The 26014-nt window shown below is 45.6% G+C and carries 25 protein-coding genes and 1 pseudogene; 7 read left to right on the top strand and 19 right to left on the bottom strand.

Annotation, left to right across the window (positions count from 1 at the left end; translation table 11 throughout):
• Positions 1-7: 7 nt before the first annotated feature.
• Genes LU290_RS05390 through LU290_RS05380 form a run of 3 tightly spaced genes read left to right on the top strand, consistent with a single transcriptional unit; the run spans position 8 to position 1773 of the window.
• Positions 8-1219 (top strand): phage/plasmid replication protein, II/X family, encoded by a 1212-nt coding sequence (locus LU290_RS05390; protein ID WP_277809563.1) that lies wholly within the window; start codon positions 8-10, stop codon positions 1217-1219.
• Positions 1220-1267: 48 nt separating this feature from the next.
• The gene (locus tag LU290_RS05385) at positions 1268-1567 is read left to right on the top strand and encodes a hypothetical protein (RefSeq protein ID WP_277807608.1); all 300 of its coding nucleotides are present in this window, start codon (positions 1268-1270) and stop codon (positions 1565-1567) included.
• Positions 1564-1773, top strand: coding sequence for a hypothetical protein (locus LU290_RS05380; RefSeq protein ID WP_277807607.1), 210 nt, complete (start codon positions 1564-1566; stop codon positions 1771-1773). Before LU290_RS05385 ends, LU290_RS05380 begins: the two co-directional genes overlap by 4 nt.
• 222 nt (positions 1774-1995) lie before the next feature.
• Here LU290_RS05380 and LU290_RS05375 read toward each other — a convergent pair whose 3' ends face one another.
• The 4 genes from LU290_RS05375 to LU290_RS05360 all read right to left on the bottom strand — a co-directional run bounded on the left by LU290_RS05375 (position 1996) and on the right by LU290_RS05360 (position 8210).
• Positions 1996-2433, bottom strand: coding sequence for an HIT domain-containing protein (locus LU290_RS05375; protein ID WP_277807606.1), 438 nt, complete (start codon positions 2431-2433; stop codon positions 1996-1998).
• A 78-nt stretch (positions 2434-2511) separates the two neighbouring features.
• The gene (gene mfd, locus LU290_RS05370) at positions 2512-6093 is read right to left on the bottom strand and encodes a transcription-repair coupling factor (protein ID WP_277807605.1); all 3582 of its coding nucleotides are present in this window, start codon (positions 6091-6093) and stop codon (positions 2512-2514) included.
• Positions 6094-6134: 41 nt separating this feature from the next.
• Entirely contained in the window at positions 6135-6785 is a 651-nt protein-coding gene (locus tag LU290_RS05365; RefSeq protein WP_277807604.1) for a thiamine phosphate synthase, read from the bottom strand.
• A 306-nt stretch (positions 6786-7091) separates the two neighbouring features.
• The gene (locus LU290_RS05360; protein WP_370688519.1) at positions 7092-8210 is read right to left on the bottom strand and encodes a D-alanyl-D-alanine carboxypeptidase family protein; all 1119 of its coding nucleotides are present in this window, start codon (positions 8208-8210) and stop codon (positions 7092-7094) included.
• A 471-nt stretch (positions 8211-8681) separates the two neighbouring features.
• Between LU290_RS05360 and LU290_RS05355 the strand changes: the two genes are divergently transcribed.
• Entirely contained in the window at positions 8682-9323 is a 642-nt protein-coding gene (locus LU290_RS05355; protein ID WP_277809512.1) for a response regulator, read from the top strand.
• Positions 9324-9459: 136 nt separating this feature from the next.
• On the opposite strand, the gene LU290_RS05350 is transcribed toward LU290_RS05355, so the two are convergent.
• The 6 genes from LU290_RS05350 to LU290_RS05325 all read right to left on the bottom strand — a co-directional run bounded on the left by LU290_RS05350 (position 9460) and on the right by LU290_RS05325 (position 13634).
• Positions 9460-10125 (bottom strand): hypothetical protein, encoded by a 666-nt coding sequence (locus LU290_RS05350; RefSeq protein ID WP_277809511.1) that lies wholly within the window; start codon positions 10123-10125, stop codon positions 9460-9462.
• Between the two features lie 100 nt (positions 10126-10225).
• Positions 10226-10534, bottom strand: a complete 309-nt coding sequence (locus tag LU290_RS05345; protein ID WP_277809510.1) for a hypothetical protein — start codon at positions 10532-10534, stop codon at positions 10226-10228.
• A complete protein-coding gene (locus LU290_RS05340; RefSeq protein ID WP_277809509.1) occupies positions 10534-10866 on the bottom strand; it encodes a hypothetical protein in 333 nt (110 codons plus the stop codon). The genes LU290_RS05345 and LU290_RS05340 overlap by 1 nt, the downstream gene beginning before the upstream one ends.
• Positions 10866-11549 (bottom strand): ribulose-phosphate 3-epimerase, encoded by a 684-nt coding sequence (gene rpe / locus LU290_RS05335; protein ID WP_277809508.1) that lies wholly within the window; start codon positions 11547-11549, stop codon positions 10866-10868. The genes LU290_RS05340 and rpe overlap by 1 nt, the downstream gene beginning before the upstream one ends.
• Positions 11550-11718: 169 nt before the next feature.
• Positions 11719-13146 carry an outer membrane protein transport protein gene (locus LU290_RS05330; RefSeq protein ID WP_370688547.1) on the bottom strand — a complete coding sequence of 476 codons (1428 nt, stop codon included), beginning with the start codon at positions 13144-13146 and terminating at the stop codon, positions 11719-11721.
• 266 nt (positions 13147-13412) lie between these two features.
• Complete coding sequence (locus LU290_RS05325) at positions 13413-13634, bottom strand: SlyX family protein (protein WP_277809506.1); 222 nt, start codon at positions 13632-13634, stop codon at positions 13413-13415.
• A gap of 75 nt (positions 13635-13709) precedes the next feature.
• On the opposite strand from LU290_RS05325, the gene LU290_RS05320 reads away from it, so the two are divergent.
• Both LU290_RS05320 and LU290_RS05315 read left to right on the top strand, forming a co-directional pair.
• Positions 13710-15680: an ATP-binding cassette domain-containing protein gene (locus LU290_RS05320; protein WP_277809505.1), complete on the top strand. Its 1971-nt coding sequence runs from the start codon at positions 13710-13712 to the stop codon at positions 15678-15680.
• A gap of 77 nt (positions 15681-15757) precedes the next feature.
• The gene (locus LU290_RS05315; RefSeq protein WP_277809561.1) at positions 15758-16741 is read left to right on the top strand and encodes an LpxL/LpxP family acyltransferase; all 984 of its coding nucleotides are present in this window, start codon (positions 15758-15760) and stop codon (positions 16739-16741) included.
• Between the two features lie 48 nt (positions 16742-16789).
• Here LU290_RS05315 and LU290_RS05310 read toward each other — a convergent pair whose 3' ends face one another.
• The 8 genes and pseudogenes from LU290_RS05310 to pheA all read right to left on the bottom strand — a co-directional run bounded on the left by LU290_RS05310 (position 16790) and on the right by pheA (position 23316).
• The gene (locus LU290_RS05310; RefSeq protein ID WP_277809504.1) at positions 16790-17263 is read right to left on the bottom strand and encodes a 2-amino-4-hydroxy-6-hydroxymethyldihydropteridine diphosphokinase; all 474 of its coding nucleotides are present in this window, start codon (positions 17261-17263) and stop codon (positions 16790-16792) included.
• Positions 17247-17600 (bottom strand): dihydroneopterin aldolase, encoded by a 354-nt coding sequence (folB, locus tag LU290_RS05305; protein WP_277809503.1) that lies wholly within the window; start codon positions 17598-17600, stop codon positions 17247-17249. The genes LU290_RS05310 and folB overlap by 17 nt, the downstream gene beginning before the upstream one ends.
• Positions 17601-17616: 16 nt before the next feature.
• Positions 17617-18504, bottom strand: coding sequence for an EamA family transporter RarD (gene rarD / locus LU290_RS05300; protein WP_277809502.1), 888 nt, complete (start codon positions 18502-18504; stop codon positions 17617-17619).
• 231 nt (positions 18505-18735) lie between these two features.
• A pseudogene (aroA, locus tag LU290_RS05295) lies at positions 18736-20037 on the bottom strand (3-phosphoshikimate 1-carboxyvinyltransferase); the annotation flags it as partial.
• Positions 20038-20085: 48 nt separating this feature from the next.
• Positions 20086-20448: a hypothetical protein gene (locus LU290_RS05290; protein WP_277809501.1), complete on the bottom strand. Its 363-nt coding sequence runs from the start codon at positions 20446-20448 to the stop codon at positions 20086-20088.
• A 68-nt stretch (positions 20449-20516) separates the two neighbouring features.
• On the bottom strand, positions 20517-21167 hold the full coding sequence (locus LU290_RS05285) for a LysE family translocator (protein WP_277809500.1): 651 nt from the start codon (positions 21165-21167) through the stop codon (positions 20517-20519).
• Between the two features lie 27 nt (positions 21168-21194).
• Positions 21195-22118 carry a prephenate dehydrogenase/arogenate dehydrogenase family protein gene (locus tag LU290_RS05280; RefSeq protein WP_277809499.1) on the bottom strand — a complete coding sequence of 308 codons (924 nt, stop codon included), beginning with the start codon at positions 22116-22118 and terminating at the stop codon, positions 21195-21197.
• An 88-nt stretch (positions 22119-22206) separates the two neighbouring features.
• On the bottom strand, positions 22207-23316 hold the full coding sequence (pheA, locus tag LU290_RS05275; protein WP_277809498.1) for a prephenate dehydratase: 1110 nt from the start codon (positions 23314-23316) through the stop codon (positions 22207-22209).
• A 219-nt stretch (positions 23317-23535) separates the two neighbouring features.
• On the opposite strand from pheA, the gene LU290_RS05270 reads away from it, so the two are divergent.
• A complete protein-coding gene (locus LU290_RS05270; RefSeq protein ID WP_277809497.1) occupies positions 23536-24459 on the top strand; it encodes a transaldolase in 924 nt (307 codons plus the stop codon).
• Between the two features lie 141 nt (positions 24460-24600).
• Here LU290_RS05270 and LU290_RS05265 read toward each other — a convergent pair whose 3' ends face one another.
• Complete coding sequence (locus tag LU290_RS05265) at positions 24601-25941, bottom strand: lytic murein transglycosylase (RefSeq protein WP_277809496.1); 1341 nt, start codon at positions 25939-25941, stop codon at positions 24601-24603.
• Positions 25942-26014: the final 73 nt, after the last annotated feature.

The raw sequence follows: 26014 nt of genomic DNA, 5'->3' as shown, positions 1-26014 counted from the left end.
TAATTCAATGCTTGACCATCTTCGTTTAGCCGTCCCAGTATTTCCTATCTACGCTGTCGAGTGTGGACAGGGGAATTTTTATTTTGAAGGGGACTTGCTTAAACTGGGTTTGAATTGTGGGGCTAGGGTGGTTACGCTGGGCGATGATGGCAAGCCTAAAGCACAAGACTTGTATGCTCCTTATGATACGCTTGGTTCTGATTATTCAGATATGGCTGTAAAGTTTTACGACAAAGGTATAAATTGTTTGCCGTATGTCGAATTAAAAGCCAGTCCATTAAAATTACTACAAGGTCATAATGTCTATGGCTTTGAAAGCATAGAACTTGGTGCGGTGCAAATGCTTGGTATGCTCATTGATGCCTTTCCTGATTTGTGTGCATATTTAGACTTTGCTAAAACCGAGGTTCTGCATTTAGACATTACTTACATGGCAAGTCTGCCACATCAAAATCTTGTTAAACCAGTTCTTGAATATCTTGCGAACATTTCAAGCGGTCATGCCAAAGCCCAAAACTTACGCTATAATAACTATGTTCGCTGGGGTACACAAAACAGCCGATATATTGGGCGTAAAGTTTACGGCAAATACGAGGAGGTAGAAAATCAAATTAAACAACTGCAAAAACAAGCTGGTAAAGATAATCAAGCATTAGCCAAGTTAAATGCTTTATTTAAAGCCAAAGACTTTGCCAATGCAAAATTACGCTTTGAAGCTCGTATTTGTAAAACTTATCTATCCAAGAACAATTATCCAAGTAATCTGTTTGAGCTAATCCATCTACAAAAGACGCAATATGGCTTACTGCAAAATATGTGGGGCGTTGCGTTTAGTCCAATTTTAAATGCTCTTCAAGGTGAAAATATGACATTAAATGATGATGATAAAGTTTTAGACTTATTAAAATCCAAATTATTTACCGTAAACAAAAAGGGTGTTGTTAGTTACACAAAGGCTAATAATGCTTATCAATTTTATATCCGTCTAAAGAATGATGGTTTTGAGAAAACAAAACAAAATTCATCGAAATCTACATTTCATTTAAATTTAAAAATTTTAATTGACTGCGGTCTATCAAAAGCCTATCTGCAAAACCTACACAATGAGCCATCAAATGTCATTCCATTTGTGCGTTTGATACACATTGACTTTGATAAGCAAGTGCCAGATGACTATGTAGAGCCAATCAGTAAATATCAAATGCCATTGGTTGCTTAATCGTGCCTGAGTGAAAAATATTTCATTATTCAATAAGGAGTTGAAATCATGCTTGTGTCTATGGATGTAAATGTTATTGGTGCGTCTGCTTTGAATTTTACGGCTGATGATGGCACGGTTTACAATCACATTAAAATCATTGCATTAGCTGACAATAAAGGTGGTTATGGCTCGGTTGGTCAATCTTTTAAGTATGACAAACCAAGCAATTACATTGATGAGTTTGGCTTTATCCAGCCAGGTCAAGTATATCAAGCCAGTTGTAAGGGCTTGTTTGAAAGTAATGGCAAAACAGCTAGCTTTGTCATTAAAGAGATTCAATTTAACAAAAAGGAAGTTAAATCATGAATTTCACATTAAATCAATTAAATGCTTTACTAGGTAAGAATGTTCAATTTAATACAGTTTGCGAGCTCGGCAAACAACAAATCACAGGCAAGGTTATTGGTTTTACTGTTTATCAAAATCAAGAATGTGATTTGGTGGTAAATTGTGATGAATTTGGCTTGGAAGATTTTAGCGGTAAAGATATTCAAGATTTGATTTATTCATAAATCCGATTAGTTATACTTCGCATAATGTATATTATGTTAAATAATGTTTATTGCCACGACAGTTCATGATTATTCCACATTATTCTATAATTTGCTAATATATAAAGAAAATGATTTGAACTTAAAAAAGCCCTTCAGTTTTACCGTGGGCTTTTTAGTAGTAAAATATGGCAAGATATTTATTATTGACATTAAAAAAACTTTAAAAATCAATAGCTTAGATTATACAGCCATTTTCCAATCAAAAGGCATCTCATGATGACCACGCAGCGCCATCATCAGCGTCTGCTGCATGTGTTGCAAGACTTCAGCGGTATAAGGAATGGCAGGCGAACCCCAGACAGGATTTGGCCACTTGGCGTCATTCTGATAGCGGACGATGTGATGAAAATGCAGCTGCGGCACTTGGTTGCCCAAGGCGGCGACATTCATTTTGTCCGCCCCAAAAATCTTGGCCATCTGGCTGGATACCCAGCTAGACTCTCTTAAAAACTGCACCTGATCGGCTTGGCTCAACTCATAAATCTCTTTGACGCCTGAAACTCGTGGCACCAAAATCAGCCAAGGAAACTGGCAATCATTCATTAGGCGCACGGTGGACAATGGGAAATCCCCCACCAAGAAAGTATCTTTTGCCAAAGTTGGGTGTAATTGAAACATTGCTTTTTCTCTTTATTATCCGTTGAAGCGTCGTCAAAATTGCGTTATTGTATCATAAAATCTGCCAATGCGATACAGTTATTCAAGGTCGGGTTCATTGTCATTATGCTCAGCCTCAATGACATGACTTTGAAAATAATTCAAAAGCTCAAAGACGGCATTGACCCACCCTGCGACATCTTTTTCGTTTTTAAAGGTGTATTTTAGACCCGTGGCGCCATTCATGCGATAGCCATCATCGCTTTGAATGAGCTTGATGATGGCAAGACCATCAACCGATGTGTCAGGTTTAAACTCCAAGCTCAGTGCGTGCGCTGTGACATCAATTTTTGTAATGCCAATATCCATACTTTGTATTCGCATTTTATGTACCAAAAACAAATTTGCCAGCGCCTCTGGCATGGTGCCAAAGCGGTCAATCATCTCAGATTTTAGGTCGCTTAGCTCATCGGTGGTCTGAGTGTTGGCGATGCGTTTATAAAACAAAAGTCGCTCATGCACATCCGCCAGATAGTCGCTAGGAATGAGTGCGCTGGCATGAATGTTGATGTCGCTCACCAGATCCAGCGGCGTGGCAAGACTTGGCGTTTTGCCAGATTTGATGGCCTTGGTGGCACGCTCAAGCATGTCCATATACAGCCCAAAGCCGATGGTCTGCATGTTGCCCGACTGCTCTTTGCCCAATATCTCACCCGCCCCACGGATTTCCAAGTCCTCAGATGCCAGCATAAAGCCTGCACCCAGTGTATTGGCACGGCTGATGGCATCAAGGCGTTTTTTGGCATCGCTGCTAAGAGCTTTGATGGATGGCACAAACAGATAGCAGTACGCCTGATGGTGGCTACGCCCAACTCGACCACGCAGCTGATGCAGCTGTGCCAGACCAAACTTATCAGCACGATTGATGATGATTGTATTGGCATTTGGCACATCAATGCCCGTCTCGATGATGGTGCTTGCGACCAAGACATTGGTTTTTTTGTGATAAAAATCACTCATCACCGCATACAGCTCTTTTTCATTCATCTGTCCGTGTGCCACACCCACACGCACCTCAGGAATGAGCTCGCTCAGGCTCTCAGCTGCCGCATCAATGCTTGCCACATCATTATGCAAATAATACACCTGCCCACCACGCAAAATCTCACGCAAAACCGCATCTTTAGTAGTCTGGTCACTTTTTTCGGCGACAAAAGTCTTGATGGCAAGGCGGCGCGCCGGCGGTGTGGCGATGACAGAGATGTCTTGCATGCCTGATAGCGCCATGTTCAGCGTTCTTGGAATGGGCGTTGCGGTCATGGTGAGCGTATCGACATCTGCCTGCATGGCTTTGATTTTTTCTTTGTGCCGCACGCCAAAACGGTGCTCTTCATCGATGATCATCAAGCCTAAGTTTTTAAATTTGACATCGTCTTGCAGCAGTCTGTGCGTGCCGATGACGATGTCCACCTTGCCTTCTGATAGGTCAGACAGCACTTGATCTTGGGATTTTTTACTGACAAATCTGGATAGGCTTTCAATCTTAATCGGCCAGTCGGCAAAACGATCTTTAAAGCTGTCTTCATGCTGCCCTGCCAAAAGCGTCGTAGGCACCAGTACCGCCACCTGATAGCCTGCCTGCACAGCGATAAAAGCCGCCCGCATCGCCACTTCCGTCTTACCAAAGCCAACATCGCCACAAATCAAGCGATCCATGGGCTTGGACTGTTTCATATCAAACATCACCGCATCGATGGCGGCACGCTGATCGATGGTCTCTTCATATTCAAAGCCGCTGGCAAACAGCTCGTAGGCAGCCAAGTCAATCTCAAAGCTAATGCCTTCTTTGGCGTTTCGTCTGGCTTGCACATTCAAAAGCTCCGCCGCCACATCATAAATGTCGGTCAGGGTTTTTTGGCGAGCTTTATCCCATTTGCCCGAGCCGATTTTTGATAATTGCACCGCCTCAGAATCTGTGCCGCTATAACGACCGATCAGCGCAAGATTGGTGATTGGCACATAGACATTGGCATCATCGGCGTATTTGATGTGGATAAATTCCTGCTCACCGTCGCCCACATCCAGCACCACAAGTCCCACATATCGCCCAATGCCATAAGTCAGATGCACCACAAGCGACCCTTCGCTCATCTCGCTCACCGACTTGATCAAAAAGGCTTGCGATAAGGCGTTTTGGCGTTTTTTACGACTTTGGGTGATTTGCCGACCAAAGATTTGCATCTCACTGATCACACAAAAGCCGCCCTCACCCACCGCCCAAAGCCCTTGCTCTATCGGCGCTGTGGTGATGGCAATCTGTCCGCCTGACGCATCTGGGGTGCCAGACAGCATGGGCAATTTTTGTAAAAATTCATCAAAAGTCGCCACCGTTAGGCAGTTTAATTTGCCTTTTAATAGCTCCAAAATAATCTCACGGCGACCAGCGCTCTCGCAAGCAAGCAGCACCGGCTCATCACAGGCGGCGACGAATGCCAAAAACTCCCCCAGCGGCTCTTCTTTTTGATGATTGATCGGTAGGCTTGGCATGCTTTTTAAGGTAAAATTTTCAAACAGCGGCAGCGCCTTGTCTTTATTGGTCAGCACCACTTTGGGGTAGGTTTTTAGTTTGCCAAAAAATTCATTGCTGGGCAAATACAAAAGCTCTGGCATCACGATGGGCGCATCTTTATCAAAAGCACGAGAATGATGCCGAGCCGTCACCTGCTCCCAAAATTCATCATGATGTCGCATCAGCTCATCATCATGGACGATGAGTGTGTCGGCAGGCAAATACTCAAACAACGAACCAAAATTTCGCCATTCATCAAGATCAAAAAACAGCGGCGCATAATACTCCACCCCAGACGGACTGATGCCTGTCATCACCTCATTATAAAGCTCAAATTTGCGAGCGGATGTGTCTGGAAACAGACTGGCGAAATTTTGGCGGAAAGTCTGCGTGTCATCCAAATCAAACTCTCGGGCAGGCAACAAGCGAAACTGGCTTACTGTCGGCGACTTTGGCACCGCTTTGGCATCAAAAGCATCGCTTTGTCTAAGCTTTGTCAGATCATCCTCGCTGACGGTGCGCTGGGTCTCAGGATTGAAAAACTTAATCGACTCAATCTCGTTGTCAAACAATTCCAAACGAAACGGCAACACCTGCCCCACCGCAAAAATATCCACGATACTGCCTCGCACCGCAAACTCGCCCGCAGCATAGACATTCTCCACCATCTCATAGCCTGCCTTGGCAAGTCGTTGCCGCTGCTCTGACAGGTCGAAGTCATCACCGACATTTAAATCAAAAAAACGCCCCAGCAGATAGCTTGGCGGTGCGATGCGCTGCATCAAAGTCTGCACCGCCACCAGCAGCACCCCAGAGTTGGGCAGATGGGTAAGTAAGTCAATGCGCTCTGAGATGATGTCTTGCTGCACGGACAGATTTTCATAGACCAAAGTCTCATAATCACTAAAACTATGTACCTGCGTCCCAAAAAAATCCAGCTCATGCTCCAAGCGCTGCACTTGCGCCTGACTGTGACACACCACCAAGGTCAAGGGCAAGTGGCTTTTGGTAAGAATACTTAGCCACAGCGCAAAGCTTGCGTCGTCGGTATTTTGAAAATGCGTGGTGAAATTGGGCTTATGTAAGGGGTGGTTGATGTCAATGCTGTTCATAAATTCACATAAATCAGTGGTTTGGGTTTGCACCAGTTTTATCACCAGTTTTGTAGTTTGAGTTGCCACGCTCGGCATTTGGCGGCGATGGTCTCACTGCTGTGCGACATGATGTCTGCGGTGACGGCGATGTATTCAAGTGGCGTATCACCAAGCCCATCACGCAGCTGATAGACATTATCCAGTGCGATGCCGCCGATCACGCACAGCGGCAAATCGACTTTTGCGGTTTTTTGTAGGGTTGGCATAGGCACGATGCCTGCTCTGGGCTTGGTCAAAGAAGCAAACGCCGTCCCCATCGCGCCATAGCTTGCACCTTCTTTTTTGGCTTGCTTAAATAACGCAATGTCGGCATGACAGGTGCGCCCAATGACCACTTCGTCGCCAAGCAGCTGTCTTGCCACCGCCACGCTACCATCTCGCTGCCCCAGATGCACACCCGTGCAAAAATGCGACGCTAACTCCAAATCGTCGTTCATCACCACATCGACATCATATTTGTCCGCAAGGCTGACCAACAGCTCCGCCTCTTGATAAACCGTGGCAAGGTCGTACTGTTTGAGTGTGGCTTTACGGCGAATCTGCAACAGTGAAACTGCGCCTGTGTCCAAAGCCCGCTCAAGCTTATCGATGAGCGTGGAGATTTCGTCGTCGTTAGTGAGTAGGTAGAGTTTGGGGGTGGAATGTGTCATAAGGCAAATAAATCATCCAACACGCCAACAAAACAAAAACCGCACAAAATCCATCATTGTGCCAGCTTTCGTCATGCCAGACAAAAAATAAACCCATTATAACCCATCGCACCTGCCAAAACAACGCACAAGCCGCAAGTTTAGCCATGCATCAAGTCATATTTCATCAAGCTGCATTATCGCTCAAAAAACCGTCACCCAAAAAACCATCACTCAAAAATATCGCCCACAAAAAAACACCACTTTGGGTAAAGCGGTGTTTTTAGGCTCAAAATATGCTAAAAAGATGCTAAGAGAAAATGACAATCAGCGGCGATAAGCCAATTCTGTCAAGATATTTCTAGCGTCGTTCCAGCGGGTCTGAGACGCACCTGCACCCAACAGGACAATCACCGCAGGCTTGTTATTGACATGCGTCTCCATGACGACGCAGTAGCCCGCCTCACGGATAAATCCTGTCTTAGACACGCCAATCGGATGTTCGCCTGAACGCACGAGCATGCTGGTGTTGTTTGCCTTGTAAGTGCGATTGCCGGTATTGTAATTGGCGATATAAAAATCATAGCTTGGCGCTGTTGAGAAAGTGCGCACCAGTTGGTAGCGTGGGTCGGCATTCACCGCCTTCATCATCTTGATGAGGTCGTTGGCAGAGGAAACATTGCGTGGGTCAAGTCCTGATGAGTCAGCAAAGCGAGTTTGATACATACCCAGACTTGCTGCCTTAGCGTTCATCGCTGCGATGAAAGCGTCATAGCCGCCTGGATAAGTACGAGCCAAAGCCTTAGCAGCGGGGTTTTCTGATTTCATGAGCATCATCAAGGTAAACTCAGAGCGGCTTAGGCGGTCGCCTGCACGCAGATTGGTACTGGCTTTCTTAGCGCCCACCAAGTCCGATGCGATGATCGTGATTTCTTCACGCATGTCAAGCCCTGCATCTAAGATGACCATCGCCGTCATCACCTTACTGATGGAGGCGATAGAGCGAGTCGCATCGATGTTTTTTGAGTAGATTAGGTTGCCTGTTTGGAGATCGACGACCGCCACCGCTGATGAATTGGTGGTGACTGCCAGCTGATCAAAGATTGGCGCTTGATGCTCGATGATGCCAAAGTTTTGTACGGCATTTTGAGTGTGAAATTGGGTGTTTTGGGTAGGCTGCACCACTTGGGCGGTCTGTACCGTCGTGCGGGCTGTGGCTGTCGGTGTGATGGTGGTGGTCACCGCAGGGGTACTGCGTGTGACAGTCGTCTTGGTGGCTACCGTCGGTGCTTGGGTGATGGTGGTGGTCACCGCAGGCGTAGCACGAGTGAGCGTGCGCTGATTGGTCTGATCGACAGTGAAAGCTTGCGCCGACGCACCTAACATCAGCAGGGTCATGGCAGCCATCGGAGTGCTGACACGCTTGGTTAATTTAGCATAATTCATGTAAAAATCCTTAAAATATGCGTTTCTGGCGACCGCTCGCCCACACTAGCACCAAACATCTTGCAGGCAAGCAACCGCTAGCAAAATGTTTGGCACACTCACTTTTAGGTAAAGTTTGGGTACAGATGGATGATATGGAACTAAGAGAATGAGATTTTTATTAAAATTTATTAAATATTCTAATAAATCCCCCAATTCAAATATCCCAATTTTCATAAGGGTATTTTAACACATTGGGACGACTTGTGCGCACTTGGTGAGCATTTTTTTACCAAAATCCGCCCTATTGATGACAAAATCTCTGAAATATTGTAAATAATTATGACAAGTGATGAAGTGGTAACAATTCTGTTATGATTTTTAATAAAAAATAATAAATCACAAAAGATTAGAATATTTTGCTCATAGCCGTTGTAATTGCCCAAAATTATGCTAAACTTGCCAAAGACATTTGCATTAATAAGGCTAGGCATGACAATCAAAGTTTTGGTGGTGGATGATCACGATTTGGTGCGCATGGGCATCACACACATGCTCGGTAGTATCGCTGACATCGAGGTCATCGGCGAGGCGGATAATGGCGATACCGCCGTACAGCTCGCCCGCCAATACCGTCCTGATGTCGTGCTGCTCGATGTGAACATGCCCAATGTGGGCGGTGTTGAGGCGACTCGCCGCATCAAGCAAATCGACGATAAAATCAAAGTGCTTGCCGTGTCCAGCCTATCTGCTCAGCCCTACCCTTCAATGCTATTAAAGGCGGGGGTTAATGGCTACATCACCAAAGGCACGCCGCTGGATGAGATGGTGCGTGCCATCAAAAAACTGCACGGCGGCGGCAAATATTTTAGTCATGATGTCGCCGATGCACTGGCTGAGTCTGTGCTTGGTGAGCAAAGCGATTCGCCCTTTGATGCGCTGTCTGAGCGTGAAAAACAAGTCGCCATGATGGTGGTGAATTGCCAAAGCGCCCAAGAAATCGCCGATCAGCTGTTCGTCAGCGTCAAAACTGTCAATACCTACCGCTATCGCATCTTTGAAAAACTTGGTGTAAACAGCGATGTCAAGCTTACGCACCTTGCCATCAGATATGGTCTGATAGACGCCAATTAAGCCTTGATGAGCTTTATCTGCGCATTTTGTATCGGCAGCACATCTTTTAATAATCAAAAAAAGACCAAAAACAAAGGGCGAAATGTTTCGCCCTGTCTTACCGTCAAGCCTAAACACCAATCACAAATCTTAAACATCAGCTGTATCTTTGCGGCACTTCGTCATGCACATGCGCATGATAAGCGCTCATCTGACGCTGCATGACGGCGGCGATGGCAGCGTGAATCATACTTTGCCCCACCAGCTGAATGTCTTCTGCACCAATCATGTCTTTAACCTGATCAGAAAATGCTATCGTCACCATCGGCTCGTCTGCATTACCCATCTCTTGTAGGCTCAGCACGCCATCTTCACGCTCAACGAATTCCAAAATCGCCTCTTTGACCACCATCTGACCGCCCCTCTTTTCTTTGGTCAGACTCTTGGCAAATGGTTTTTTGCGTTGGGATTTTGGTTTGGCAGACTCATCATCGCCCATCGGTTCTAAATTTGATGGCTTAGAGTCTGTCTGGGCTGATTTTTTTGGTCTGCCACGACGCTTAGGGGCGGCTGCCTTTTCGTCTTTGTGGCTGTCTGCCTCAGCTTGCGCTGCTTTTTGCTTGGGCTGTCTGCGAGTGCGTTTTTTGGGATGGGATTCGCCATCTTCCGACATTTGCGCAAACACGCGATCAATCAATTTGCCGTCCGAGTCGGCATCACCCTCTTGCTCAGCACGCAGCTGCTTTTGGATTTCTTCTTCGATCATCGCCTCAGCCTCCGCAATCAAACGCTGAATCAATTCATCATCTGCTTTGTCAAACATCTTCACTCCGCAAGCTTTGTATTTATTTTTAGGTATGATGGTTATAATAAGATCGATGCGCCCAATTTCAAGGCTTTAAAAAAGCCCTCCATGCAGACGATCACCGCCAGTAGCGAAGTTTTGCCATCATGAATAAAAACGACACAAACATTCCTAGATAATACGCCATTTTGACATCAAACTCGGCATCTCGGTACTTGATGGGCATGGCAACCAGAGCCGTGCAAGCAGGAATCAGCACCAAGCAAACCAGCCAATTTTCAAACACATGCAGCCAGCCCTGCCATCGGTTGTCGCCCAAGCGAAAACCAGACAGCCCAATCAACATGACCGCCACAATGAGTAGCAAAATCAGCCCTTTGGGAATGTCCTTTGGGACCATGCGGTCAGGAATCAGTCGTGTCAGCATCAGCTATACACTCCCATGATAGATAGCATGGCGACGGTGGATAGTAGCCAACCCAAGGTCCAAGCATTGCGAGCGTGAATGTTTGCCTTGCCCGTTTTGTTTAATACCAAGCTGCCAAGCCAAATCAGCGCAGGTAAACCTAATACAAAAAATGGCACGACTTTGGCAGCATGGCTTACTACGCTGCTCATCGGCTCACCTGCCATCAAGCGAAAGCCATAGCCTGCAAGACTCAATACCAATGACGCCAAAAAAAGCCCAATCGTCACACCCCAAGGAATGACGCTTTTTGCCACAGCCTTTTGTTCTGATGATTGCCCTTGATCTTTCATCAGATCACCTTTGTATTTGCTAAGGCAAGCTCTGCTCGCATCTGATCAATCACTGTCTTGTAGTCAGGCTTACCAAAAATCGCACTACCCGCCACAAACATATCCGCACCCGCCTCAGCGATGGCTCGGATATTATCAGGCGTAACACCGCCATCCACTTCAAGGCGGATGTCTCTGCCTGATTTATCAATTATGGCACGAGCCTCTTTTAATTTATCCAGAGTCTTATCAATAAATTTTTGACCGCCAAAGCCTGGGTTTACGCTCATCAAAAGCACCTGGTCGATGGTATCAATCGTATAATCTAGGTACGACAAAGGCGTGGCGGGATTGAACACCAAGCCGCATTTAATGCCTGCACTTTTGATAAGCTGCAAGCTTCTGTCAATGTGCTGGGTCGCCTCTGGGTGAAAAGTGATGATGTCTGCACCTGCGTCAATAAACTGCTCAATCACACTGTCCACAGGCGAGACCATCAAATGCACATCAATCGGCGCTTTGATGCCGTAATTTTTCAGCGCCTTGCACACACCTGCCCCAAAGGTAAGGTTTGGCACATAGTGATTGTCCATCACATCAAAATGCACGACATCTGCCCCAGCATCAAGCACGGCTTGCACATCATCGCCAAGGCGAGCAAAATCAGCAGATAAAATAGACGGAGCGATAAGGTATGGCTTCATAAATACAAATCTTATTAAAAAAATTTCATTATAATGCTTTTTGGCAGTTTTCTCAACTTTCTAGGCAGATTTCCCAAGTCGTTACAAACCACACAAAAAAAACAAACTCCCAATCAACTTGGGAGTTTGTTCGATGTCGCCAAGACAAATTGTTCAGCATATCAAAGTCTTACTTGGCTTGATAAGCGACTTTTAGACCTGCGATAAAGCCGTCATTGTCTTTAAAGTTACCGACGATGGCTTTGGTAGGTAGCTGCGCCTCGGCATCACCGAATTTCAGATATTTACCACCCAAAGACACTGACCACTCTGGCGTCACATTGTATTTGGCACCCAGACCGACGCTGTAATAGCCTTTGACAGGACCCAGTGAAGTGGCAGGATTGCCTGCGCCGCTGTCGTAGCCGACATTACCTGCGATGGACAGCTTGTCAGACAGCTTTTTACCCAAGCCCACTTCTGCCGACCATTGGTCTTTGTCGTAGCTGACGATCGGCAATGGTGTACCATTATTCCTAAGGGCAGTAGCATCGCCATAGGTTGGTGGGCGAATGTCAAAGTCGCTCCACGGTACATAGCGTACTTTGGCGGTCAGTAGCGTGGTTGGGTTCACGCCAGTTTGGAAGTCCAAGTTCCAAGACTCTGGCAAGGTCACGCTAAAATCACGCGTTGAATTAGGATTTCGACCCAATAAACCCATGGCTGGGAAAACCTCAGCGATGGTAGAGTTATGCTCGATCTCAGAACGATAAGTCAAAGCCGCTTTTAGGGCGATCTCAGGCTTGGCGTACGCCACACCTGCCACCCAACCAAGCTCGGTGTCAGTACTGATCTTGGCGTCATAGCCGGTGGCATTTTGATAAGCTGCGCCACGCAGATGCACCTCACCATTTAGGCGCTGAGCAGCTGGACCGCCGTAGATTTGGAAGTTTTTGTTTGCACCAAATTTGGCACCCATCAACATGGTCACATTATTGGTACGAATCTCAACATTGGTGCCTTGACCATTTTGTGTGCCAAGAGATGAAGCGCTTAATTGGGCAGCGCCTGCCAATTGAGTCAGGCTGGCTTCCTGCACAGTTGCTTCTTGCAGCTGCGCTTGTAATTGTTGGACAGCGGCGTCATTACCGGCAGCTGTTTGTGCTGCGATGGCTGCATTCAGCTGCGCAATGCCTTGACGAGCTTGCAAAATCCCTGCTTGCGCCTCGGCAGCACTATTAACTCTACCTTGAGATAATACAGTAACAACGTCGTCCGCGCCACGTGATACAAAACTATTCACGCCTTCGAATTTTACCGCCGCAGCAAATGGCTCGTCATACAGTACACCAACGCTAAAACGATCGTTAATGTCTGCTTTGACGCCGAAGTGGAAAAAGTCATAAGGCTCAGCGACATCGTTGATGGCTCGCCCTGCGGTGTCTGTACCTGTGATGTCGGCATCCACATAGGTATAGGCTGCCTCAGCATAAGTACCGTCTTGCAAAAATGCCGTAACATCTTGTCTAGAACGGTCAAGACCTGCAGCATTTGCCGTACCGATGGCACCGACAGAAGCGATGGCGACTGCCAAAGTCTTGTGATTGAAAATACGCATATTCATTCTCCAATTTTGTCCTTAAAAAGCCCTTGGCAATCCAATAAAAGCCAAAGTTAGCCAAATCCGCAAGGCTTGTATGAACTGGCTGATGCAACAATGATCAAGTCAATGTACAAATGTACTTTTCACCTGCGTATGCTTATATTAAAACAAATTTATTCACAACACAAGTGCAAATTTGCGAAAAATTTAAGTAATTTTCTCACCAATTTATCACACATTCATCAATTACATCTGCCGATCATAGAGCTGGCACGCTGATTTTAGTAATGAGGTGGCTTATCTGCCAGTAAGTCAAATGGTGCGATGCCATCGTCATTGCCGTGTTGATTTTGCAAATAACGATAAATCAGCTTTAATTGGTCTTGTAAATCTTTGATTTGCAAGGTTTGGCTGGTGATGACGGCATTTAGGTCGTCTACGGTGTTGTCAAGATAGGCGATTTTGATTTGCAAATCAATCAGTTGGGCGTGCGTGTCGGTCATTTATTTTTTCCAAAATTTAAAATTAAATCAAAAGTTTGCTATAATTGCTCTTATTTTATCATTGAACCGACAATTATGGCACTCATTCATCTTAAAAATCTTAGCCTTGCTTTTGGCGCCTCCCCCATTTTAGACTGCGTTAATTTTAGCCTAGATTCGGGCGAGCGAGTCTGCTTGATTGGGCGAAATGGCGAAGGCAAATCCACGCTGTTTAAGCTCATCGATGGCACACAAAATCCTGACGATGGCGAGATTATCATGACGGACGGCTTGCGTGTCGCCATGCTCGCCCAAGATGTGCCAAACGAGGACGGCACGCTCCTTGATGTGGTGATGGGTGGCGATGAAAAAGTCGCTAAGCTATTAAAAGATTATCACGCCTTGTCAGATCTATGTGGCGCAGGCGACATGAAAGCCTGCGAGGATATGTCTCATTTGCAACATGAGATTGACGCCCTGCACGGCTGGGATTTGGAGCGAAACGCTCGCACTTTGCTTGACAATATGGGGCTAAATCCTGCCGACCGCCTTGCCGATTTGTCAGGCGGTCGCAAACGCCGTGTCCTGCTCGCTCGGGCGTTGGTTGTCAAACCTGATGTGCTACTTCTTGATGAGCCGACCAACCACCTTGATGTGGAGAGTATTGATTGGTTAGAAAATTATCTATTAAGCCAAAACTTAACCGTACTATTCATCACCCACGACCGCAAATTTGTGGATAATCTTGCCACTCGCATTGTGGAGCTTGACCGTGGCAAACTCTCAAGCTACGATGTCAGTCAAGGCGTGGGCGGATACGCTCGCTATCAAGAATTAAAAGAATTGGAGCTTGAAAGCGAGGCTAAATCCTTTGCCGAATTTGACAAAAAACTCGCCCAAGAAGAGGTGTGGATTCGTCAAGGCATCAAAGCCAGACGCACTCGCAACGAAGGACGAGTACGAGCCTTAAAAGCCTTGCGAGAAGAGCGAGCCGCTCGCCGTGATGTCGTAGGTAATGTACAGCTTACCCAAAATGTGTCCGAAAAATCAGGCAAAATTGTCTGTGAAGTCAAAGATTTAACCTTAGAATATGACGGCAAAGTTTTGGTAAAAAACTTCTCCACCTTACTCATGCGTGGCGACAAAGTGGGGATTATCGGACAAAATGGCGTGGGCAAAACCACCCTGATCCGCACCATTTTAGGGCTTGATGATAGCGCCAAAACAAGCGGTACGGTCAAGCTGGGGACGAATTTGTCCGTGTCCTTTTTTGACCAATTAAAAGACCAATTAGACGGCGAAAAATCAGTTGCTGAAAATGTCGGACAAGGAAGCGACCATGTAGAAGTGGGCGGTCGTAAAACGCACATTTTAGGCTATTTGCAGGACTTTTTATTTACGCCAAATCGTGCCAGAACGCCTGTCAAAGCCTTGTCAGGGGGCGAAAAAGCCCGTGTGCTACTCGCCAAAAACTTGCTCAAACCTGCCAATGTCTTGGTGCTGGATGAGCCGACCAACGACCTTGATATGGCGACTTTGGAACTTTTGGAAGAATATGTTGCAGGTTTTGATGGCACAATTTTACTCATCAGCCACGACCGCACCTTTATGGACAATGTCGTTACCCAAACTTGGGTGTTTGGCACGGACAAAGACGGCAATGGTGTGATAAGCGAATATGTCGGCGGTTATCAAGATTATTTGGTGCAAAAACAGCGAGCCGAAAAAGACGCACCAAAACCCAAAACCGAACCTAAAAACAAAGCTCAGCCCAGTAAGGTCGAATCATCATTCGCCCAATCATCAGCCCAACCTCAAAGCGAAAAACCAGTCAATACCAAACGCAAACTCTCCTACAAAGAACAGCGAGAGTTGGACAGTTTGCCAAATGAAATCAGCGAGCTTGAACAAGAACAAAGCAAGCTGAATGGGAAACTCTCGGACGGTTCATTGTTTGTTTCTGATTTGGCACTGGCGACCCAATATAGCGAACGATTGGGCGAGATTGATGAGTTGTTATTAGAAAAACTCACACGCTGGGACGAATTGGAGAGTTTGGGCAAATGAGTAATAAATCTTGCTGTGGGGGAAATTGCCATGCCGACAATCACACCCAAAACGCCCCCCAAATCGACATTAAAAAAATGCCCGATTTGACCGACACGCACAAGCAAACGAGCATGGCGGATAAAGCTCCTTGGCAGTGGCAATTTTTAAAGCCGCAATATTGGGGCATTTGGTTGGCGTTGGCGATATTTTTACCGCTGATTTATTTGCCGCTGCGTGTGCAGTTTATGATTGGCAAAAAAATTGGGCAGCTGGCTTATCGTTTCATTCCAAGACGAGTGAACGATACGCTCACCAATTTAACCCTTGCCTTTCCTGATAAATCCGATGATGAAAAAATCGCTATCGCCAAACAAACTTTTGTCAATCAAGGCATTGGTATTTTTGAAACATTGAACGCATGGTTTCGCCCAAATGTGTTTAAACGCACTTTTAGTATTTCAGGCTTACAGCATTTAATCACCGCCCAAAAAGAAAATAAAGCCGTGATATTATTGGGCGGACATTTTACCACGCTGGATTTGGGCGGGCGTTTGTGTACGCAGTTTTTCCCTGCTGATTGTATGTACCGCAAACAAAACAATCCACTTTTGGAATGGTTCATTTATAACGGTCGCCGCCATATTTTTGATGAGCAGATTAATAGCCGTGATATGAAAAAACTCATTACTCGCATTAAGGCTGGTAAGGTAATTTGGTACAGTCCTGACCAAGATTTTGGCTTGGAACATGGCGTGATGGCGACATTTTTTGGCGTGCCGTCTGCGACCATCACCGCCCAACGCCGTTTTGCACGCATGGGCGACAAAAGCAATCCACCTGTGTTCATCGCCTTTGACATGATTCGCCAAACGCCTGATAATATTCCCAAAGGCAAACGCCCGCATTATCACCTAACGCTCTCGCCTGTGCTTGATAATTATCCGAGCGATGACGAGCTGGCGGACGCACAGCGTATCAATGATGTCTTTGAAAACATCATCAAAAAAGACCTAAGTCAATGGATGTGGTTTCATCGCAGGTTTAAAACGCAAGCCGATGGGACAAGATTTTATCAATAAGCCTTTAAAAAAGCGGATATTGTTCATATCCGCTTTTTTTATAAAATTTTATAATAAAAAACTCGCCACTTCACTTAGCCCTGCCCGCTCATGAGCTTTAAAAGGCAGTCGCTTTTGGCTGATTTGCCACACCTTGCCATCAAATACCGCCAAAATGTCCAAATCCATCGGCACGCCCTGACCGCCCTGCACTCGTCCGCACTGGCGTTCAATGTCTTTTAATTGCCAATATAAATCAGTAAAAACCATCGGCTCATTTAAAGACACCATCGCACAGGCATTGTGATACACCAAATCGGTTCGCCCTGTAAAATCAAGCCCTACCGTCTGTGCAGACATTTGTAACTCACCCAAACTCGTAAGCTCACACTCTGCGATGGCAAAGGCTCGTTTGGCATGACTGTTACTACCCATTGCCACCACAAATGCACTGACAATGAGATGGCTTTGTGATGATAAATCACAGACATTGCTTTTAACAACCGCATTCATCGGCTTTGCACACTCATCGGCTACGCTCAACACTCACGCCCACACCGTCTGCCTGCTTGATGGCATTGGGTTTGTGAATGGTTAGTGCCACAGAAGTACAAGCATAATTGTCCAAAATGTGCTGGCAAATACTCTCCGCCAAAGATTCTAGCAATTTGGCTTTCATCTGATGACAAATACGCTCAATATCTTCACACACCGTCTTATAATTCACCGCATGAGCGACATCGTCCGTCTTGGCAGCCTGACTGATGTCGCAACCCATCTTGGCATCAATGACAAGCAGCTGCTCAATCGCACGCTCCCAATCATACACGCCAATGACGGTTTGAACTTTTAGCCCTTGAATAAAAACAAAATCACTCATGATTATGATTGCCTTTTTAATTGATGACAACCGATCGTTGTCGTTTTAATAAATCAACGCTAAACACCACCAGCGCCAGCCAAATCAGCCCAAATACCATCAGCCGCTTCACATCAATCGGCTCATGATAATAAAACACCGCAATGACAAACACCGAAGTCGGCGTAATATATTGCATAAAACTTAGGGTATTAAAATTCACAAGCTTGGTGGCTTGATTATACAATAACAGCGGAATTAAAGTGATCGGACCTGCAAGCATCAACAGCCAAATGTCATCGGACACCCAAAATGACAGCTCACTGCTTGGCACTTCATTCATCATAAACCACACCACACAAAACGGCACGAGCATGGCGGTTTCCAAGAACAACGCCGACACACTGTCCAGTGGCGTGCGTTTTTGCATCAAGCCATAAAAAGCAAATGACAATGCCAAAGACAGCGATACAATCGGCAAAAATCCCAACATGACGACCTGTCCGCCCACCGCCACGCTTGCAAGCACGATGGCGATGATTTGCAAGGGTCTAAGTCGCTCTTTTAACACAAAAAACGACAGCGCCACACCCATCAAAGGGCTGATGAAATAGCCCAAACTTGCATCAATGATTTTATCATTTGCCACCGCCCATACATAGGTGAGCCAATTAGTCGCAATCAAAAGCCCTGAAACAAAAGTCCAGCCGATGATTTTGGGATTTTGTTTAATGAGCGTGATGGCTTGCCAATGTTTTTTGATTAGCAAAAACATCAGCAAAATCACGCAAGTCCAAATCAGCCGATGACCGATGACTTCAATGGCGTTGTAATGAGCAAGGTGTTTAAAATAAAAAGGAAACAGACTCCACATCGCATAGGCGATAAGACCCAAGAGTATGCCTTTTTGTTGGGTGGGTTGCATTTATTCTATACTTTCATCAAAACTTTCTTCAAACATTGCCATAATTTTATCATCGCCCAATAAATTTAATTTAACACAAAAGCCGTCATTAAATAGCGATTGGGATTTTCAAAAATCAAACCGTAAGGTGCGTAATACGCACCAATTTAAGGCACAAAACCCAAACGGTGCGTAGTTCGCCCTTGCAGCTTGGGCGAATTGCAATTCGCCCCTACATTTAAAACAGCTTTATTATTCAACCACTTCCAAATTTAGCCCCGCTTCTTTTACCAATTTAGCAAAATTCGGAAAACTTGTCGCCACCGTCTCTGTACCGTGAATCACAATCTCATCTTTTGCTCGTAGGCTTGCCACCGCAAAGCTCATCGCAATTCTATGGTCGTGATGAGATTCAATCGTCCCACCGCCAAACACAAACTCGCTCTCGCCACGCCCAATAATCTCAATGCCGTCATCAAGCACCGTGCAGTCAATGCCAAGCGTTGTCAGACCGTCCGCCATTACCTGTATGCGGTCGGATTCCTTGACACGCAGTTCTTCTGCCCCACGCAAAATGGTCTTACCAGTCGCACAGGCAGCCGCCACAAAAATCACAGGAAATTCATCAATCGCCAATGGCACAAGGTGCAAAGGAATTTCAATGCCGTGCAATTTGCTTGATTTGACACAAATGTCCGCCACAGGCTCGCCACCGACAAGTGTTTGATTTTGCAAAGAAATATCCGCCCCCATTAGGCGTAAAATGTCAATCACGCCAGTACGAGTCGGATTTATCCCCACCTTTGACAGTACCACATCGCCCCTGCCAGCAATCGCCCCTGCCACCATAAAAAACGCACTGCTTGAAATGTCCGCAGGCACTTCAATGTCGCAGGCGGTAAGCTCTCCGCCCCCCGTTAGGCGGATTTCGTTGCCACTCTCTAAGGGCGTAACTTTGACATCATAGCCAAAAGCGGTGAGCATTCGCTCGGTGTGGTCACGGGTAATTTCAGGCTCAATCACCACCGTCTCGCCATTCGCCCACAGTCCCGCCAAAAGCAGGCACGACTTGACTTGGGCGGACGCCATCGGCATTTCATAATGGATAGCGTTTAGGGTCTGACCGCCCGTAATCGTCATCGGCGGTGTGCCACGCTCGCCTGTCGTGGCGACTTTCGCTCCCATTTGGCGTAAGGGTTTGGCGACTCGCTCCATTGGGCGTTTTGATAGGCTTGGGTCGCCAATCATTGTGCTATCAAAGCCCTGAGCCGACAAAATTCCCGCCAGAAGTCGCATACTCGTGCCAGAATTGCCCATATCAAGCGGTTTGGTTGGGGCTTGTAGTCCATTCATTCCCACGCCATAAATCGTCACTTTGTCGCCGTCTCGCTCGATTTGCACGCCCATATCACGAAAGGCTTGCAAGGTAGAAAGGGCATCTTCGCCTTCTAAGAAATTGGTAACACGGGTTACGCCATTTGCCAAACTGCCAAACATAATAGAGCGGTGCGAAATGGATTTGTCAGGGGCGACTTTATGCGTGCCTGTAAAGGTGGTGCTGGGGGTGAGTTTGTATTTCATAGGGTTTTTCCAATTGGTCATTTAATACATTAAATAAGTGAACTTCTCTACGGCAATTTTAATCGCATAACAAAATTGCTGCCTATCAATAAAGAATTTTCTTTTATCATTTTGATCAGGAATATTTAATACAATCCAATCAAAAGGTGGATAAGGGGAAATTTTAAGAATTACTGGATTGCAACAATAATCCGTTAATTCAAAAAATATCGGTTCTGATACTATATCTTTTTCCAATTTTGTCAATAAGTCAAATAGAGAATTAAAATTAATTTGCAAATCAAAGCATTCCAATTCAAATACCGATTGATTATCTATCAAAATAAAAATATCATAAGTTGAATAATTGTTAATAATATCAATGTCAATTTGATTGGCAATCATTTTTCAACTTCTCTTTCTCAATAAGCAACCGCCCAAAAATATCCTTACATTTTAGCAATATTCAAAGTTTACTGATGTGAAAATCCCAATTTTGCCCCAAGCCCAATAAAAGCAATACCAGAAATTCCGTCCATTGACCGCCTTGCTTTGACGCTTTGCAAAAATTGAATGAACATTGCCCCAATAATGGCAAGCAATACAAGCCAAGTTACCGAGATGATGGCGTACAATCCGCCCAAAAATAAATAAGGCGTTGCATTTGCCAGTGCGTCTTTTTGAATAAATTGCGGAAAAAATGCCAAAAAGAATAAGGCAACTTTAGGATTTAAAACATTGGTTAAAAGCCCTATTAAATAGGCGTTTTTGGTAGATTTTGGATTGGTTTCTGCATTGATTTGATAATTTTTGGCATTTAAGGCATTTTTAATTGCCATAATACCTAGATAAATCAAATACATTGCCCCCAAATATTTAATCAACATAAAAGCGGTTGCCGATTTTGCCAAAATGCTAGCAAGCCCAAGCGTGGCAAATAAAGTATGCACCAAAACACCTGTTGCCACACCAAGAGCCGACAAGATACCCGCCATTCTCCCATTTTGCAAAGTGCGATTTAACACAAATACCGTATCAATGCCTGGTGTCAAAACAAAAATAATTGCCGAGCTGACAAATAACATTAAATGATGAATGCCAAAATGATTTGCAAAAAACTCCACTTTGTTCCCTTAAATGCTCATCAATAACTAAACGCCATTCTTTAACTTCTCTTTTTCAATCAACAACCGCCCAAAATGTTCCCGAGCGTTTTTGGCAATTTCAAAAGTTGTTAATAAGTCATCAGAATTATCATTTTCAATGGCGGATTTTAATTGATTTAAAATCGCTTGATAACTATCCAATCCTTTTAACACCGCCTGTTTGTTTGCCAAAAATATGTCGTGCCACATAATCGGACTACTTGCCGAAATACGGCTAAAATCCCGAAAGCCCCCGCCCGCATAACGAAAAATATTAAGACTTTCTTCATCTTTGGCAAGCTGATAAGTCAACGCATAAGACAATAAATGCGGCAGGTGGCTCGTTAATGCCAAAACTTCATCGTGTTTATCGCACGGCATAAAATCCACACTCGCCCCAAGCGATTGCCAAAGGGTAGCGATTTTATCAACGGCTTGTTTGTCATTAAAGTCATGCGGACAAATAATCAGCTTATGCGATTTAAACAACGCCCCATTTCTTGCCATAAAGCCCGACTTTTCCGCCCCTGCAATGGGGTGAGCCAGCACCAAATTAGGCGGTAATTCGCCAAAAATAGCAAAAGCATCTTGTAAAACATTGCCTTTGGTACTGGCGGTATCGCTGATGATAATATCACTTGGCAATAGCTTATCATCAATGGCGGTTTTGATTTGCGATAAAACAGTTTTTACCGCAAAAGCAGGTACGGCAATGATGATACATTCACAATCTTTTAATACGCCTGTCTTTGCCAGAGTTAATAACTCATCATCGCCATTTGTGATTAACTTATCCTTGATGGCATTATCAATCACTGATTTATCAAAATCCACCGCATATAGGTTATCAGCAAGGCGATTGTCAAGAATGCCCTGTAAAATACTACCGCCAATTAAGCCTAAGCCGATGATAAGAATATTGTTAAACATAGTTTTTGCGGTTTTTTTAATTAAAATAATGATAAAAAAAGCAGATCTCCCCATTATTTTTATCTATTTAAATAATGGGGAGCGTGGTTTAAATCACCGCCTGCGGATATGAGCCTAATACTCGCACATCTTTGGCGATTTTGATGATGTCATCAATGGCATTTTTAACATTCTCATCATCAATATGCCCATTCATGTCAATAAAGAACACATACGCCCATTTGTTCGGACGCTCTGGGCGAGTCTCGATACTCGTCATGGACACACCGTGGCGTTTTAGCGGTTCTAAAATTTCAATCAGCGCACCTGCACGGTCTGGGCTTGACACCACGATGGAAGTCTTATCATGTCCGCTTGGGGCGACCGCTTCATGACCGATGATGAGAAAGCGAGTGGTGTTGCTTGGGTTGTCCTCGATGTTTTCATGCAGTTTGTGCAAGCCGTATTCTGCTGCCGCCACGCCCCCTGCAATCGCCGCCGAATGCCATTCGTTTTTAATTCTACGAGCCGCCTCGCCATTTGACGACACCGCCACTCGCTCCACGGTTGGATAATGACTGTCCAGCCATTGACGGCATTGGGCGAGCGTCTGCTGATGGGCGTAAATCTTGGAGATGACATCTACTTTGGTATGCTCATCTACCAAGAAATTGTGATGAATCGGCAACTCCACCTCGCCCACAATGTGCAAATTTGACCCCAAAAATGCGTCCAGCGTATGATTGACCACGCCCTCAGACGAGTTTTCCACAGGGACAACGCCATACATCGCAGAACCTGCCTCCACTTCACGAAACACATCAGTGATGGTGGCAAGTGGCACGGTGGTCGCCGCCTTGCCGAAGTGTTTGAGTGCCGCCGCATGGGTAAAAGTCCCCACAGGTCCAAGATAGGCGACTTTTTGCGGTGCTTCAAGTTCTAGGCACACCGACATGATCTCACGGAACAAGCGAGCCATTTTCTCACCGCTCAAAGGTCCAGAATTGCGTTCCATGACCGCTTTTAAAACCTGAGCCTCTCGCTCTGGACGATAAAAGATGGGGTGATTTTCATGGTTTTTCTTGGCGATGGCGACTTCTTGGGCGATGCTGGCTCGCTCATTGATGAGTGTTTGGATTTGCTCGTCAATGCTGTCAATCCTGCCACGCAGGTTGGTGATTTTGTTGGTGTCTAAATGTGTTGTGGTGTGGTCTGTCATGGTTTTCCCTTGGTTTGTCTTGGATAAATTATTGCAATGATACCATGATTTTTGAGAATTATTAACCCATATTCACGAACTTTGCATAAAAAATTGTTATAAATTGGATTTTTTTCATTCCCAAATCATTTTTATGAAAAAAACTACAAAATCACTGGCAAGTCCATCAAAAATATGCTAACTTTATCCGATTTTCTACAAATTTTTAAAAGGCTTAGCATGACCACCCAAAACAGCTTACAACAACTTGCCCAATACACCACCATCGTCGCTGACACAGGCGATCTACACGCCATCAGCCGATTAAAGCCCACCGATGCCACCACCAACCCAAGCCTGATTTTGGCGGCATTCGCCAGTGGCGAGCATGACGAATTGATGGCAAGTGTCAAAGGCATGGACATTGACGATGCCATTGACCATCTGACGGTCGCTTTGGGACAAAAAATCAGCCAAATCATCGCTGGGCGAGTTTCTACCGAAGTGGATGCAAGACTGTCTTTTGATACCGATGCCACCGTGCAAAAAGCCCTAAAATTCATTAAACTTTATGAAAATCTAGGCGTGGATAAATCCAAAGTGCTGATCAAAATCGCCGCCACTTGGGAAGGCATTCAAGCCGCCAAAATCCTTGAGCAGCAAGGCATTGCCTGCAATTTGACCTTACTATTTACCACCGCCCAAGCTCGTGCGTGTGCCGATGCCAATGTAACGCTCATCTCGCCATTTGTTGGTCGTATCACTGATTTTCAAAAAGCACAAACAGGGCTGGAATCCATCGCCATTCACGATGACATGGGCGTCAATTCGGTCAAAGAAATCTACCAATTTTACAAAAAACACGGCTATCGCACCGAAGTGATGGGGGCAAGTTTTCGCAACATTCATCAGCTTATCGCACTGGCAGGCTGTGATTTATTGACCATTTCGCCTGCATTATTGGACGAGCTGGCAAGCGTCAATTTAAGCGTGACGCAAAACTTAACCACCACAGACGACATCTTGCCAAAGCCCAAGCCTTTGACCGAAGCACAATTTCGCAGTATTCAAGACAACGAACCATTAAACGCCCTACTCATCAAAGGCATTGAAGGCTTTGTCAAAGCACACCAAGATCTAAAAGACAGACTTGCCGCCAGCTGATAAATTGTTGTTACTTATATTATTTATACAAAAAAAATAAACCATGTCTGATGCATGGTTTATTTTTTGGCTCGATTTTAGCCATCTTAAAGTTTACTTTTATAAAGATGGCTAAAAATGATTCTAATTGAGCGCCAAAAATCACCAAATCAGGCTGCTTGCGCTGTTTTGGCTGATAAAGCCATCAGGAATGCGCCCGTTTGCCGCCTGCCACATGGCAAAAGCACGGCGAGTGTTTGCCCCTGCCACGCCATCCACACCACCTGTGTCAAAGCCTTGTTCGCTCAGCTTTCTTTGTAAAATCTGGATTTGGCTGCGAGACAGTGGCTGCTCATGACTTGGCCAGCTTGCCACAAGAGTGCTGCCGCCAGACAGACGCTTGGCAAGTAAGGACACCGCCAGCGCATAGCTTGTCGAATTATTATAAACTCGGATGACTTCAAAGTTTGGCGTCAGCAATAGTGCAGGACCATTGATGCCTGCAGGTAGCCAAAGCTCCGCCAACGCCGCACCGCCAAAGTGTTCGCCTGCCGCTGAGCTTACGCCCAACTGTCGCCAAGCATCCAAAGACTGCTTGGTGTTCAAAAGGTTGTAATTAAAATTATTAGGCAGGCGCACCTCATAATAAGGCGCAAGACCTGCCAGCCAGCCTGAGTTTTTCAAATAGCTTGCTGTGGAATTGAGCGAATCACCAATGCTCCAAGGGCTGATCTGACCATCCCTATTGCCATCGACCCCTTCTTTCATCCAAGTGCTGGGAATGAACTGCGTATGCCCCATGCCGCCCGCCCACGAGCCTTTGAAACTAGAAACACTGGCATCACCACGACGGATCATTTGTAGTATAGAAAGCAGCTGATTTTCGGCAAATTCACGGCGGCGACCGTCATAGGCAAGCGTCGAGAGCGCATCCACCAGATTCATATTGCCCATCGCTGCACCAAAAGACGACTCCAAGCCCCAAATGGCTGCCATGATCTCTTTTGGCACGCCAAAATCAGACTGAGCGTTGTTAAAGGTGGTTGGGTATTCAGCAAGCTTGGCTCGACCTTGACTGATGCGACTGGATGACACTGCCGAATTGACATACTCCCAAGGCATTTTTGTAAATTCTGCCTGTGAGCGATCCAGATCAACGACTCTTTGGCTAAAACTTGCACCACTCATGAGCAGATGCACCAAGCTTGCCTCATGCCCCAAAGCGATGGCACGGCTGGTGAAGTCTTGTTTCCAGTCGTTAAAGCTGGCATAGTGTCCAGCCGCCTGCACCACAGGCTTTGGCTGCGCTTGTGGGGTCTGCTGAGTCCAAGCAGGCTGCACTTTGACGATGGGGTGTGACGCTTGCTGGGCTTGTGGAGCGTTGGCATTGACCACTTTAATGGGTGGATTTTGCGTGGGTGTGTTACTGCTGGTGCAAGCGGTCAATACCGATACGGACAGCAGGGATAAAGCTAGGGTTGATTTTGATTGAAAAATACTCATAAGATACCACATGATCAATAAATGCTGCGCCACTTTAACGCAAAACGCACAAAAAGTCGAAAGGTTTTAGGTT

The organism is Moraxella nasibovis, assembly GCF_029581575.1.
GTDB classification, from domain to species: domain Bacteria; phylum Pseudomonadota; class Gammaproteobacteria; order Pseudomonadales; family Moraxellaceae; genus Moraxella; species Moraxella nasibovis.
The sequence above is the reverse complement of the archived record's forward strand: the minus strand, read 5'-3'. Positions and strand labels throughout refer to the sequence as shown.